The 14,006-nt window shown below is 35.3% G+C and carries 12 protein-coding genes; all 12 read left to right on the plus strand.

Translation table 11 applies throughout. The annotated features are described in order from the left end of the window. Positions 1-16 precede the first annotated feature (16 nt). The 12 genes from FYJ71_RS00870 to FYJ71_RS00925 all read left to right on the plus strand — a co-directional run bounded on the left by FYJ71_RS00870 (position 17) and on the right by FYJ71_RS00925 (position 13,990). On the plus strand, positions 17-307 hold the full coding sequence (locus FYJ71_RS00870) for an ArsR/SmtB family transcription factor (RefSeq protein ID WP_154536965.1): 291 nt from the start codon (positions 17-19) through the stop codon (positions 305-307). Positions 308-450: 143 nt separating this feature from the next. Continuing rightward, positions 451-2,184, plus strand: coding sequence for a CoA-disulfide reductase (locus tag FYJ71_RS00875; RefSeq protein ID WP_154536966.1), 1,734 nt, complete (start codon positions 451-453; stop codon positions 2,182-2,184). A 17-nt stretch (positions 2,185-2,201) separates the two neighbouring features. Further along, entirely contained in the window at positions 2,202-3,017 is an 816-nt protein-coding gene (locus FYJ71_RS10075) for a DsrE/DsrF/DrsH-like family protein (RefSeq protein WP_154536967.1), read from the plus strand. Between the two features lie 100 nt (positions 3,018-3,117). Then, positions 3,118-4,503: an aminopeptidase gene (locus tag FYJ71_RS00885; RefSeq protein ID WP_154536968.1), complete on the plus strand. Its 1,386-nt coding sequence runs from the start codon at positions 3,118-3,120 to the stop codon at positions 4,501-4,503. Between the two features lie 227 nt (positions 4,504-4,730). Further along, positions 4,731-5,399, plus strand: coding sequence for a GntR family transcriptional regulator (locus FYJ71_RS00890; protein ID WP_154536969.1), 669 nt, complete (start codon positions 4,731-4,733; stop codon positions 5,397-5,399). 400 nt (positions 5,400-5,799) lie between these two features. Continuing rightward, a complete protein-coding gene (locus tag FYJ71_RS00895) occupies positions 5,800-7,386 on the plus strand; it encodes a class I adenylate-forming enzyme family protein (RefSeq protein WP_154536970.1) in 1,587 nt (528 codons plus the stop codon). Between the two features lie 102 nt (positions 7,387-7,488). Beyond that, positions 7,489-8,733, plus strand: coding sequence for a CaiB/BaiF CoA transferase family protein (locus tag FYJ71_RS00900; protein WP_154536971.1), 1,245 nt, complete (start codon positions 7,489-7,491; stop codon positions 8,731-8,733). A gap of 135 nt (positions 8,734-8,868) precedes the next feature. After that, positions 8,869-9,657 (plus strand): acyl-CoA dehydratase activase, encoded by a 789-nt coding sequence (locus tag FYJ71_RS00905; RefSeq protein ID WP_154536972.1) that lies wholly within the window; start codon positions 8,869-8,871, stop codon positions 9,655-9,657. A 13-nt stretch (positions 9,658-9,670) separates the two neighbouring features. Next, positions 9,671-10,906, plus strand: a complete 1,236-nt coding sequence (locus FYJ71_RS00910) for a 2-hydroxyacyl-CoA dehydratase subunit D (RefSeq protein WP_154536973.1) — start codon at positions 9,671-9,673, stop codon at positions 10,904-10,906. Continuing rightward, the gene (locus FYJ71_RS00915; RefSeq protein WP_154536974.1) at positions 10,906-12,024 is read left to right on the plus strand and encodes a 2-hydroxyacyl-CoA dehydratase subunit D; all 1,119 of its coding nucleotides are present in this window, start codon (positions 10,906-10,908) and stop codon (positions 12,022-12,024) included. Before FYJ71_RS00910 ends, FYJ71_RS00915 begins: the two co-directional genes overlap by 1 nt. Before the next feature lie 27 nt (positions 12,025-12,051). Beyond that, the gene (locus FYJ71_RS00920) at positions 12,052-13,182 is read left to right on the plus strand and encodes an acyl-CoA dehydrogenase family protein (RefSeq protein ID WP_154536975.1); all 1,131 of its coding nucleotides are present in this window, start codon (positions 12,052-12,054) and stop codon (positions 13,180-13,182) included. A 16-nt stretch (positions 13,183-13,198) separates the two neighbouring features. After that, the gene (locus tag FYJ71_RS00925; RefSeq protein WP_154536976.1) at positions 13,199-13,990 is read left to right on the plus strand and encodes an electron transfer flavoprotein subunit beta/FixA family protein; all 792 of its coding nucleotides are present in this window, start codon (positions 13,199-13,201) and stop codon (positions 13,988-13,990) included. Positions 13,991-14,006: the final 16 nt, after the last annotated feature.

Below are 14,006 nucleotides of genomic sequence, written 5' to 3' on the forward strand. Positions count from 1 at the left end.
AATATGGAGGATATTAATGTTAAATAGTAGTTCAATGGAAGAGTATGAGGCATATGCAGAGGTTTTGAAAGCTATTTCTCATCCAGTTAGATTGTGTATAGTAAAAGGGTTAATTGAAAACGGACCCAAAAATGTGACGAATATGTATTCTTGTTTGGGAGTACCTCAGTCAACTATTTCTCAACATATATCAAAGATGAAATCAGCAGGTATTATTAAGGGTGAAAGAAATGGAACTGAAATCACATATTCAGTTGATAACGAAAAAATAGAAAAGCTGATAAAATGTCTATTTGATTTAAAGTAATAGCATAGTGATAAGAAAACTGTTTGCTTTAAATCAGCATAGAATATTTAAAGAAGCATAAAAGCTTCAAAACAGTGTAAAAACTTCAAAACAGTATAAAAATATTTGAAAGATAAAAAAACTATTTGAGGAGGTAAGGTTTTATGAAAAAAATACTTATTGTCGGCGGTGTGGCTGGTGGTGCTACTGCTGCAGCACGTTTGAGGAGACTTGATGAAAAGTCTCAGATAATAATGTTCGAAAGAGGCGAATATATATCTTTTGCAAACTGTGGTTTGCCATACTATATTGGAAATGTAATTGAAAACAGAGATGCACTTTTGGTACAGACTGTTGAAGGAATGAAAAAGAGATTTAATCTGGACATTAGAAACTTTAGTGAAGTTGTATCCATAGATGCTGAAAAAATGGAAGTAACAGTGAACAATCTGAGCACTGGTGAGACATATGTGGAAAAATATGATGAATTGATTTTATCTCCTGGTGCGAGTCCAATCAAACCACCGATAACAGGTATTGCTGATGCCGATAATATTTTTACTTTGAGAAATATACCAGATACTGATGCCATAAAGAGCTTTGTCGACACAAAAAATCCAAAGGAAGCTGTCGTTGTAGGTGGTGGATTTATAGGTATTGAAATGGCAGAAAACCTTGCTGAAAGAGGTGTTAGGGTTCATTTAGTTGAAATGCTTAATCAAGTGATGGCTCCAATTGATTTTGAAATGGCTCAAATCGTACATAAGCACATGGTTGAAAAAGGTGTGGACTTGATTTTGGGAGATGGGGTAGACTCATTTGATGAAAATGGAAGAGTTGTTAAATTAAAGAGTGGTAGGAAAATAAATTCTGACATTACTATTTTATCTATTGGGATAAGACCAGAAAATGAGCTTGCAAAATCAGCAGGGCTTGAGTTAGGTGATAGAGGTCACATAAGAGTAAACGAAAACTTTGAAACTTCCAAACCACATATTTATGCGGTTGGAGATGCGATAGAAACTCAAGGCTTGATTTATGGAGAAGCATCTAGTATTGCTCTTGCGTCACCGGCAAATAGACAGGCAAGAATTGTTGCAGATAGAATTAATGGAATAGATAGTAAATATAAGGGAGTTTTAGGAACTTCGGTTGCAAAGGTATTTGATTTGACAGTTTCATCTACTGGGTATAATGAAAAGAAGCTTAAAAATATGGGTAAAAATGATTTCAAATCTATTCATATCCATCCACTTTCAAATGCAGGATATTATCCAACTGCCAGACCACTTGATTTGAAATTGATTTTTGAAATTCCTTCTGGACGAGTTTTGGGTGCACAAGCAATTGGTGAGGTAGGTGTTGAAAAAAGAATAGATGTAATTGCGACTGCAATCGCTGCAAAAATGACAGTAAGAGATCTTCAAGAGCTAGAGCTATCATATGCTCCACCATTTTCTTCAGCAAAAGACCCGGTTAATATGGCTGGTTATGTGGCATCGAATATCTTGGATGGAATTGAAACGGTATCAGTTATGGAAATAGATGATATAGTTGGAAAAGGCGGATATTTGATAGATGTCAGAACAGTGGGTGAATTTATGGCTGGTTCAATGCCTGGTGCTGTAAACATCCCTCTTGACGAGTTGAGAGACAGATTGGATGAGATACCAAAAGATAAAGATATTTACATCAATTGTCAAGTTGGTTTGAGAGGATATCTGGCAGTTAGAATACTGAAAAATAATGGTATAAATGCAGTGAATGTAGATGGTGGATATAAATCATATAGACAATTGAAATTCGGTGTTGAAGAAGATAAGACTGAGAATACACCTACTTTATCAGGTATAGCTTGCACCGACAATTCAGATGTATTAAAAAAAAAGAAAAGTTAAGCGATAAAATAGATGCTATGGAGTTGAATGACTGTAAAGATTTAAGAGCAGATGTCAATAACGATAGTGAAAATACGAAGAGAATCTTTGTTGATGCTAGAGGGCTGCAGTGTCCAGGTCCTATTGCCAGAGTTTTTGAAGAATTAGATAAGGCAAATTACGGTGATATAGTAGAGGTAATGGCAACCGATGTCGGATTTTCGAAAGATATTTCATCTTGGTGTGCAAGGATGGGGTACAATCTCATAGGGTTGACAAGTGAATCTGGAGTAATAAAAGCTCAAATTGAAAAAAATGAGAAAACTGATATCAAAAAAGAATGCTTGATAAATTCGACAAATTCCATGCTTATAAATCCACAAGACAAGAAAAAAGCAACAATGGTTGTGTTTAGTGGAGATTTAGATAAAGCGATTGCGTCATTTATCATTGCAACTGGGGCAGCATCAATGGGTAAGGAAGTGACGATGTTTTTTACATTCTGGGGGCTTAATATATTGAGAAAAAGTAGCTCGAGAGTTGAGAAAAACGGAATCGAAAAAATGTTCGGAATGATGATGCCAAAAGGTGTAGATAAGCTGAAAATTTCAAAAATGAATATGGGTGGCATTGGCACAAAGCTAATCAAGCTAGTGATGAAAAACAAAAACGTCGATGATTTAGGCTTTATGATGTCGAGGGCGCAAAAGATGGGTGTGAAATTTGTCGCTTGCTCAATGAGTATGGATATCATGGGAATAAAGGCTGAGGAATTGGTTGATGGTGTTGAAATTGCAGGTGTAGCAAGTTATTTATCAGAAGCAGAGGAAGGTAATCTGAATCTATTTATATAGTCGATAAACGAATTAAAATACACAAGACTCACAAATCCATTCTCTTTTTGAAAATGGTATAAAAAAGAGAATGGATTTACTGTAAAATAGGGAGGTAATTATGAGCTTAGAGCTAGATAGAAAATCAGTTTGGAAATCCGTTGATGACAACGGGTATAGAGAAATAATGGCATATGGGGAGAGATATAAAAATTTCTTGAATGCTGCCAAAAATGAAAGAGAAAGTGTCGATTTCATTGTAGAGCAGGCGAAAAAGAATGGATTTATTTCGCTTTCTGAAGCATTGGAAAATGGCGTAAAAAAAGGAGATAAAATTTACCATAATGAAAAAAATAAATCAGTGGTATTATTCGTAATAGGTGATGACCTGACAGAGGGGATGACAATTCTTGGATCACATATTGATAGCCCAAGACTTGATATAAAACAGAATCCTCTTTATCAAGATTCAGAATTAGCATATTTAAAGACTCACTATTATGGAGGCATAAAAAAATATCCTTGGCTTACAACTCCTCTTGCACTACATGGTTACGTTAAAACAAAATCAGGAAGAGAAGTGAGTTTGAATATTGGAGAAGACGAGAGTGAACCAGTATTTTATATAAATGATCTTTTGGCACATTTTTCAAGAGAACAGGTTAAAAAACCGGCATCGGAGTTTATAAGTGCAGAGCAGTTAAACATTGTTGTTGGGCATTCATCATTTGGAGCTGACGATGAGAAGAACCCAATAAAGACATTGATATTGAAGTATTTGAATGAAAAATACTCTATTGTTGAAGAAGATTTTGCAGTTGCAGAATTTCATGCTGTTCCAGCTGGGAAGGCGAGAGATGTAGGCTTTGATAAAAGTCTAATTGCCTCTTATGGGCATGATGACAGTGTATGTGCATATGCGTGTCTGGAGGCTATATTTGATGTCAAAAATACGGATAGAACAATAGTCGGACTGTTTGTTGATAAGGAAGAAATTGGCTCAGTGGGAAATACGTCAATGTCAGCAAAATTCTTTGAAAATGTAGTTGCAGAAATAATTAATTCAATGCGTGATGATTATTCAGATTTGTTGGTTAGAAGAGCATTTTCGAAGTCTAAGGCACTTTCTGCAGATGTAACTGCGGCACTTGATCCAGATTTCAGAGAGGTTTCAGATGATAAAAACGCTGCCATACTAGGTTATGGTATTACAATTAATAAATACACTGGTGCTGGTGGCAAATTTATGGCTAGTGACGCAAATGCAGAATTTTTGGCTGAGGTAAGAGATGTATTTAATAAAAATGGAGTGCTTTGGCAAACAGCAGTCATGGGAAAAACAGATATGGGTGGCGGAGGTACGATAGCGTATATTCTTGCCGAACATGGTGTGGAAATACTGGATTGTGGAACAGCAATGCTGTCAATGCATTCTCCAATAGAACTAGTTTCAAAAGCTGATGCTTATATGACCTTCAAAGGATACAGGGCATTTTTAAACATATAAAATATTAAAAAATTGCGAAGAAACACAAGTAGAATTTTTTGTACTTGTGTTTCTTTGTATAAATAAAAAAAACACAAACTTAAATTAGATTATTATCAAAAATTGCATATCTTTTTAAATTCTTTTCATTTTTTCATTAAAAAAACACAAAAAAACATTTTCACTATTGATAAAAAAATATTTTACTGGTATACTAGTGTTAAAGGATGATAAATGGAGTTGATTATATGGAAAAACTTGCGTCGTCGGAAATGATATATAATGAACTATTGGATAGAATAATAAGCTTGGAGCTTCAGCCTGGTTGTAAAATCAGTGAGAATATAATAGCTGAGGAATTTGGTGTTTCAAGGTCTGTAGTGCGAAATTCCATTGCTAGATTGGTTCAAAATGGATTTTTGGATGTGTATCCTCAGAGAGGGACATATGTAACATTGATAGATTTGAACTATATAAAAACTGCCTTGCTAATTAGGATATCTATAGAAAAGGAAGTTCTTTATAGATTCATGAAAAAGGATGATAAGTCTGAAATAATAAAAAAAATGGAGGCTAATATAGATAGCCAAAAGAAGTTTTATGGGTATGATGAATATATTACTGAATTTAAGGTTCTTGACGAGCAGTTTCACGAATATATTATGTTGAGTGTTCAAAATGATGATATTTTAGATTTATTAAAGGAACATCTACTTCATATTAATAGGTGGAGAAATGTCTATGTAAAATCTGGGCATAATTTATCAAAGCTTATTGATGAACACAGTAAGATTTTGGATTGTATAAAAAAATCTGACACAAAGAGTGCTTTGGCATGTATGTCTGAACATATAGATACAGTTACAGATGTGGTAAGTGCGAGTGCGACATATAGTCATTTCTTTAAAAAGAATTAGCGATTCCGATTTGCAAAAGATGAGAAAGTCTTTTGCGAATGCGTTTAACAAACTTTGTTATTTTTTATTTAACAAAAATAAGTGCATTATCAAGTTGGCATTTTTTTACAATTAAGGATTTGTTTGCTAGATATATGTGTTAAAAATGCGATGGGTCGTGGGATGATTCTTGTATACAAGTAGTCTAGAAAACCAAATTTATAATTGAAAGTAAAATTGGTTAGTAGGCAAATTAAAGAGATATAATTCGAGGGTGAGTATTTATATTGAGGCATTGTTTAAAACATTCTGTTTTAAGAGTAGTAGAGGTATCATTTTCTGTGAGTGAAAATGAAGCTTACGGAAATATGGTTAGAAAACATTAGTGAGCTTGTAGGCTTAATGTTTTGGAGGAAGATTTATGAAATTAGTAGAAAAAACAATTAAAGAATGTTTTGTCGAAAGGGCAGAGAAAACTCCGGAAAAGGTATTTATCAAGACGAAAAATGATGTATACTCATGGAAAAATGTTGATGATATTACTGAAAAGTTGTCGTATGCTTTGCTTGAGCAGGGGATAAGGAAAAATGATAAAGTAGGGATTTATGGATATAATACACCAAGTTGGATTATTTCTTTTATCGCCATACAGAAGCTGGGAGCAACGGCAGTTTTGATAAATTCTTGCTACAAAGAGAAGGAATTGGTGAAGTGTATAAAAATAGCCGACATCAAATATATCTTGTACACTGGCATTGGTGGAGATGAAGATAATATTTCATCAGTTGTAAGCCAGTTGAGAAAAAATACAGATACAAGAAATATTAAAACCTTTAATATTGAAAGAACATTTGGAGAATGGATTTCCTTTTTTGAGCGAAATGTATCCTTGAACCATGATACCATGATGAGTAAGATGACAACCCTGGAAAATGATTGCCAGGATATTGCTTGTATATTGTTTACTTCTGGAACTACTAATGATTCTAAGGGGGTAATGTTATCACATTACTCGCTGGTAAACAATGCCAGAGAGATAGTAGGTCAGATGAGATGGGGCGAAGATGATATTATGTGTCTGTCTGTTCCATTGTTCCATTGTTTTGGAGTAAATGTAAGTCTTTTATGTAGCATTTTGGGAGGTATGACAATATCGCTGCTGAAAAAATATAAGACAACAAATGTATGTAGAGTTATACAGAATGATAAATGTACAATTTTAAATGGAGTCCCAAGCATGTACCTTGCTTTAATTAACAATCCAATGATGAAAGAATTTGATTTGAGTAGTCTAAAAAGTGGTATAATAGCAGGTTCTCCAATTTATGAGAAGGATTATTACGATATTTGTGAAAAATTAGATGGAATAAATCTACAAACGTCTTACGGATTGACTGAGGCGTCGCCTTGTGTGTCAATTACGGGCTATAATGATTCACTTGAGCTGAAGGCGTCATCTTCTGGAAAGGTGATCGATAATGTGGAAATAAGAATAGTAGATTTAAAATCCAATAAAGAATGTGCAAATGGTGAAGTTGGAGAAATATTCGTAAAAGGATACAACATAACAAAGGGATACCTTACAACTGAGCCTATTGTCTGTGATGCGGTGCAAAAGGATGGTTGGTTGAAAACTGGTGATTTGGGCTATATCGACGGAAATGGATATTTGTACATAGTTGGAAGAAGAAAGAATTTGATAATAAGAGGTGGAGAAAATATTTCTCCTACTGAAATAGAAAAAGTAATAAAGGAAGTAAAAAATGGAATAAACGTAAGAGTAGTTGGTAAAAAATCGGAGGTTCTTCAAGAGGAAATAGTCGCTTGTATCGAGGGAAAAAAAGATGATGCATTGGTGGAAAAGATAAAGAAATACCTCTGTGAAAATTTAAGTAAATACAAAATACCAAGATACTATTTGTTTATCGACAGTTTCCCAAAGAATCAAACGGGAAAAACTGACGAGCGAGAGCTAAAAAAATTGGTTGAAGAGGCCGAATTAGTATGATTGTCTTGACAAGAAGCAGATAAACGGCTTTGAGTCATTTTGATAATAAATAATAAATTGTAATATTTTAATGAAAATGTAATATTTTTAGGAGGTATTGTAATGAGCACAAGAAAAAGACCATTAGAGGGTGTAAAAGTAATTGAGTTGGCAAATTTTATTGCGGCGGCAACTACTGGAAGATTCCTAGCAGATTTAGGAGCTGATGTAATAAAGGTTGAAAGTTCAAAGGGAGATCCATTGAGATATACTGCCCCTACAGAAGGTAGACCTCTGGATATGTATGAAAATACAACATGGGAATTGGAAAATGCAAACAAGAGATGTATTTCAATTAACATGAAAGATCCTGCAGGTAAAGAGGCATTTTTCAAACTTTTAGAAGGTGCTGATGTAATGATAACTAACTGGAGAGTTCAGGCTTTACAGAGAGCTGGTTTGGATTATGAAACACTAAAAGAAAGATTTCCAAGCCTAGTTTACGGTATATGTACAGGATATGGTGAATATGGACCTGATAAGGACCTTCCAGGGTTTGACTTTACTGCATTCTTTGCAAGAGCAGGTTATCTTGAATCACTAAGACAAAAAACTGATGTGCCTATGAACATGGTTCCTGGTATAGGTGATCATAATGTTGGTATCAACTTGGCGGCTGGTATTCTTGCTGCATTATATCATGCAAAATTAACTGGTGAAGGTGAAAAGGTTGAGACTAGTTTGTTTGAAAGTGCTATATTCAATATGGGTATGATGGTTCAGGCAGCTCAATATCCTGATTATGGTGTTAAGTATCCAATAAACATTAGAGAAGCTAACAACCCACTAAATGCAGCATGGAAGACAAAGGATGAAAGATTTGTTCAGACTTGTATGCCAGACTACAATACTTATTTTAAGAGATTCACTACAGCTTTAGGATTGGAAGAAATGGCTGCTGATGAAAACTTGTATCCTGTTCAGAAGTTAGCTGAAAATGGATTAGGTGTTACAATTTACGATAGAATAATGGCTAGATTTGGTGAAAGAAATTATGATGAATGGGCAAAAGTATTAGTAGATGCTGATATCCCGTTCTCAAAAGCACAGTCTTGGGAAGAAATTCTTGAAGATAAGCAGGCTTGGGCAAATGATTGCTTCTACAAGATGAAATATCCAAAAGGTGAAAGAGTATTGGTTAAGCAACCTGTTAAGTATCATGAAATGGGACCTACTCCATACAACAGAGGACCATTCATAGGTGAACATGGTGCAGAAGTTCTTAAAGAAATCGGATACTCAGATGACGAAATAAAGGCAATGATAGAATCAGGTACATTGTATATCTGGGAAGATAAAGAAAAATAATAAAGTCAGGTCTGTTATTGGATAGGCTTGAATATTGAATTATAGTAATATTTAGTTAGAAAATGTAGATAGTTGAGTATTGCTATCTGACTATTTATTATGTTTGTGAATTGATATAAATATGAGGATAAAAAGATGAGTGATATATATACAATGGGTATTGACATAGGATCAACATCATCTAAATGTGTGATACTCAAAAATGGAAAAGAAGTAGTTAGTAAAGGTGTAGTAAACCTTGGTGCTGGTACGAAGGGTGCCGAAAGAGTAATAGAAGAAGTTACAAACAACATAAATTTAGCATTTGAAGACATTGACGTGATTGTTTCTACCGGATATGGTAGAAACAGTTACGAAGGTGCAAAGAAAACAATGAGTGAGTTGAGCTGTCATGCAAGAGGTGGAGTTTTTATTTTCGGCGATGTTAGAACAATAATAGACATCGGTGGACAAGATATAAAGGTACTAAAGCTTAATGAAAGAGGTCAGCTTACGAATTTCTTGATGAATGACAAGTGTGCAGCAGGTACTGGAAGATTTTTAGAAGTTATGGCTGGAGTTCTTGACGTTAAGCTGACTGATTTGGGAGAGCTTGACACTCAAGCTACAGAAAAGACTCCTATAAGTTCAACTTGTACAGTTTTCGCTGAATCAGAGGTTATTTCATGTATGGCTAAAAAAATTCCGATTCCAAATATAGTAAATGGAATTCATGCATCTGTTGCTACGAGAGTGGCAGGGCTTGCCAAAAGAGGTGGTCTTTCAGAGCCAGTAGCAATGACAGGTGGAGTTACTAAAAATGCTGGTATAGTTAGAGCGTTGAGCGAGGAATTGGAAACTGAAATTAAAATATCTGACGACTCTCAAATGGCTGGTGCCATTGGGGCGGCGTTATATGCTTATGACGAATATCTGAAGGGTTAGAAAGGAGCTTATCATGAGTAATACAGTAGTTGTGGAAGAAAAACCGGCAAAAGTATTGTTAGGTGAAATAGTAGCAAAGCATTATAAGGATGCTTGGGAAGCCAAGAATAACGGTGAGGTAGTAGGATGGTGTGCATCCAATTTCCCACAGGAAATATTTGAAACGATGGACATCAAGGTTGTTTATCCAGAAAATCAGGCGGCGGCAATCTCTGCGAAAGGTGGAGGTCAAAGAATGTGTGAAGTCGCTGAAAATGAAGGATATTCAAATGATATATGTGCTTATGCGAGAATAAGTTTGGCATATCTAGATGTTCAGGATGCTCCAGAATTGAATATGCCTCAGCCAGATTTCGTGGCATGTTGTAACAATATTTGTAACTGTATGATCAAATGGTATGAAAATATTGCTAAGGAACGCAATATTCCGTTGATATTAATAGATGTTCCTTACAATAACGACTACGAAGCAGGAGAAGATAGGGTCGAATATCTAAAAGGACAATTCGATCACGCTATAAAACAATTGGAAGAGTTATCAGGCAAGAAATGGGATGAAAAGAAATTTGAAAAAGTTATGGAAACATCTCAGAGAACTGGTAGAGCATGGTTGGCAGCAACTGGTTATGCCAAGTACACTCCATCTCCATTCAGTGGATTTGATGTGTTTAATCACATGGCAGTAGCAGTTTGCGCAAGAGGTAAGGAAGAATCAGCCATAGCATTTGAAAAGCTAATTGAAGAGTTTGAAGAAAATGTTAAGACTGGTAAATCTACTTTTAAGGGAGAAGAAAAATACAGAATCCTATTTGAAGGTATAGCTTGCTGGCCTCACCTAAGACATACATATAAAGAACTTCAAGGTAGTGGGGTAAACGTTTGTGGAACAGTTTACGCAGATGCCTTTGGATATATTTACAATAATACTAATGAATTAATGCAAGCATATTGTGGAACTCCAAATGCCATTTCATATGAAAGAGCTTTGGATATGAGACTTAAAGTTATAAAAGAAAACAACATTGATGGTATGTTGATTCATATTAACAGAAGCTGCAAGCAGTGGAGTGGTATAATGTACGAAATGGAAAGAGAGATAAGAGAGAGAACTGGTATTCCTACAGCGACATTTGATGGTGACCAAGCGGACCCTAGAAACTTCTCTGAAGCACAGTATGACACAAGAGTTCAAGGTCTAATAGAAGTAATGGAAGCTAATAAAGCGGCTAAAATGAAGGAGGCAGACTAATGAGTAATATAGAATTATTGTTGGAAAAACTTGATGTATGTCCATTTGAGCAAATAGACAAATATGTTGAAGGTGGAAAAAAAGTGATAGGTTGTGCGCCCGTTTATACACCAGAAGAGTTGGTATATGCTTTAGGCATGATACCAATGGGAATTTGGGGAGCAGAGGGCGAAGTTACTCTATCAAAGGAATATTTCCCTGCTTTTTATGCCGCACCAATTCTAAGACTTTTGGACTTGGGTCTTGAAGGTAAGCTTGATAAACTATCTGGTATGATAATCCCTGGTTTAAGTGATGGTTTAAAGGGGTTAAGTCAAAACTGGAAAAAAGCTATAAAGAATGTTCCTGCACTATATATTGGATATGGACAGAACAGAAAAATAAAAGCTGGTCTAGACTATAATGAAAAGCAATATATAAAATTGATAGCACAGCTAGAAGAAATATCAGGATCAAAAATTGAAAGCTCTAAGGTAGAAGAAGCTATAGTTCTGTACAATAACCACAGAAAAGCATTACAGGAGTTCAATGAGCTTGCTTCAAAGCATCTAAATACTATAACTCCAGCTCTAAGATCTAGAGTTATGTCTAGTGCATTCTTTATGGACAAAGCCGAACATTTGGAAATAGTAGGCGCATTAAACGAAGAACTAAAGAATATGCCTGAAGAAAAATTTGATGGGAAGAAAGTTGTTACAACAGGCCTATTGGCAAACAGCCCAGAGATTTTAAAGATATTTGAAACTCATAAGCTAGCGATAGTTGATGACAATATTAATCAAGAATCTGGACAGTTTGATTATTTAGTTGATGAAGGTACTGATAATCCAGTAAGAGCTTTGGCTAAATGGATTTCAGATATAGAAGGTAGTACATTATTGTATGATCCAGAAAAGCTAAGAGGAAAAATAATAATTGATAAGGTAAGAAAACATGGTGCAGATGGAGTTGTATACTTGTTGACAAAATTCAGTGATTCAGATGAATTTGATTATCCAATTATTAGAAAAGAACTTAATCAAGAGGGTATAATGCACATCTTAGTTGAAGTGGATCAACAAATGACTAACTTTGAACAAGCAAATACTGCATTGCAGACATTTGCAGATATGATTTAATTAAAGATAATTTTAAGGAGGCAATCTATGATTTTCAAGAAAGAACATGAGTTAGTTCGTCAGCTAGCAAGAGAATTCGCTGAAAAAGAAATTAAGCCAACTGCTGAAGAAGTTGACGAAACAAGTGAATTCCCGATGGAAATTTACAAAAAAATGGCTGACGCTGGGTTTTTAGGAATTAAAATACCACAGGAATATGGTGGATCTGGTGGAGATCACGTATCGTATGCGATAGTAATGGAAGAATTATCAAAAGCATCTGGTGTATCTACTATTTGGATTTCATCACCGAACTCACTACAATCAACTCCAATATTGAGAGATGGTACAGAAGAACAAAAAGAAAAATATCTTAGACCAATGGTAACTGGTGAAAAATTATTCTGTTTCGGTCTTACTGAACCAGGCGCTGGTTCTGATGCAGCCTCTATCTTAACTACAGCAGTTAAGGATGGAGATGACTATATCTTAAACGGAAGAAAAACATTCATTACAGGAGCTCCAGTATCTGACTATATAATCGTATTTGCTAAGACAAGCGACGAAGGTGCAAAAGGAATATCTACATTCGTTGTAGATTCTAAGGCAGAAGGTGTGTCTTTTGGTAAAGCTGAGCATAAAATGGGTATGATAGGTTGCCCAACAAGTGACGTAGTACTTGAAAATGTTAGAGTTCCAGCATCTGATATGCTAGGAAAAGAAGGAAAAGGTTTCATAAATGCAATGAAAACTCTAAGTGTTGGTAGACTTGGTATAGCTTGCCAGGCTCTAGGATTGGCACAGGGTGCAATGGATGAAGCTGTTAAATATGCAAAGGCAAGACATCAGTTTGGTAAACCACTTTCTAAGTTCCAGAATACTCAGTTTGTATTGGCTGAAATGGAAACTAAACTAAATGCAATGCGTCATTTGGTTTACGATGCAGCTTTCAAGATGGATCAAGGATTACCAGCAGACAAGGAAGCTTCAATGGCAAAATTATTTGCTACAGAAGAAGCTAAGTGGATAATAGACAGGGCTCTACAGATACATGGTGGATATGGATACATAAGAGAATATCCAGTTGAAAGAATGTATAGAGATATAAGAGTAACTTCATTATATGAAGGAACTTCAGAAGTTCAGAAGATGGTTATAGCATCAAGCGTATTGAAATAAGGGGAGGTAAAAATAGATGAAAATTGTAGTTTGCATTAAGCAAGTACCAGATACAACAGAGGTAAAACTTGACCCTGTTAAAAATACACTTATCCGTGATGGTGTGCCAAGTATCATAAACCCTGATGACAAGGCTGGTATAGAATTGGCACTTCAGATAAAAGAATCAGTTCCGGGAAGTACATTGACAGTTGTGTCAATGGGACCACCTCAGGCAGAAGTTGCACTAAGAGAAGCTTTGGCAATGGGTTGTGACGATGGAATACTAATTTCTGATAGAGCATTCGGTGGAGCTGATACATGGGCTACTTCTTCAACAATAGCTGGGGCTTTGAGAAAACTTGATTATGACATAATCATAGCAGGTAGACAGGCAATAGATGGTGATACTGCACAGGTTGGACCACAGATAGCTGAACATCTTCAGATACCTCAGATTTCTTACTGTGAAGAATTACGTGTAGAAGATGGTAAGTTTATAGTTAAGAGACAGTTTGAAGACAGATATCATATAATCGAAATCAAGCCTCCTTGCCTAATTACAACATTAAGTGAAGAAATAACTCCTAGATATATGTCTATAGGTGGAATATTCAATGCTTACAAGAAAGATATCAAGGTTTGGGGATTAAAGGATATAGAAGATAAGTTGGATATATCTAACATAGGTTTAAAAGGTTCTCCTACAAACGTTAAGAGATCATTCACTAAGCAAGCTAAAGGCCAGGGTATAAAAATGGAAGGACTTACTCCAGAAGAAGCTGCTGATGCAATAGTTGCAAAACTTCAAGAAAAGTTCTTTATATAAATTACTGTGAATTTTA

This window comes from Peptostreptococcus porci (assembly GCF_009695815.1).
Classification (GTDB): Bacteria; Bacillota; Clostridia; order Peptostreptococcales; family Peptostreptococcaceae; genus Peptostreptococcus; species Peptostreptococcus porci.

Excerpts from the sequence above, each read along its gene's own strand:
- FYJ71_RS00870 (WP_154536965.1), top strand. The coding sequence starts at position 17 with ATGTTAAATAGTAGTTCAATGGAAGAGTATGAGGCATATGCAGAGGTT.
- FYJ71_RS00875 (WP_154536966.1), top strand. The coding sequence starts at position 451 with ATGAAAAAAATACTTATTGTCGGCGGTGTGGCTGGTGGTGCTACTGCT.
- FYJ71_RS10075 (WP_154536967.1), top strand. The coding sequence starts at position 2,202 with ATGGAGTTGAATGACTGTAAAGATTTAAGAGCAGATGTCAATAACGAT.
- FYJ71_RS00885 (WP_154536968.1), top strand. The coding sequence starts at position 3,118 with ATGAGCTTAGAGCTAGATAGAAAATCAGTTTGGAAATCCGTTGATGAC.
- FYJ71_RS00890 (WP_154536969.1), top strand. The coding sequence starts at position 4,731 with ATGGAAAAACTTGCGTCGTCGGAAATGATATATAATGAACTATTGGAT.
- FYJ71_RS00895 (WP_154536970.1), top strand. The coding sequence starts at position 5,800 with ATGAAATTAGTAGAAAAAACAATTAAAGAATGTTTTGTCGAAAGGGCA.
- FYJ71_RS00900 (WP_154536971.1), top strand. The coding sequence starts at position 7,489 with ATGAGCACAAGAAAAAGACCATTAGAGGGTGTAAAAGTAATTGAGTTG.
- FYJ71_RS00905 (WP_154536972.1), top strand. The coding sequence starts at position 8,869 with ATGAGTGATATATATACAATGGGTATTGACATAGGATCAACATCATCT.
- FYJ71_RS00910 (WP_154536973.1), top strand. The coding sequence starts at position 9,671 with ATGAGTAATACAGTAGTTGTGGAAGAAAAACCGGCAAAAGTATTGTTA.
- FYJ71_RS00915 (WP_154536974.1), top strand. The coding sequence starts at position 10,906 with ATGAGTAATATAGAATTATTGTTGGAAAAACTTGATGTATGTCCATTT.
- FYJ71_RS00920 (WP_154536975.1), top strand. The coding sequence starts at position 12,052 with ATGATTTTCAAGAAAGAACATGAGTTAGTTCGTCAGCTAGCAAGAGAA.
- FYJ71_RS00925 (WP_154536976.1), top strand. The coding sequence starts at position 13,199 with ATGAAAATTGTAGTTTGCATTAAGCAAGTACCAGATACAACAGAGGTA.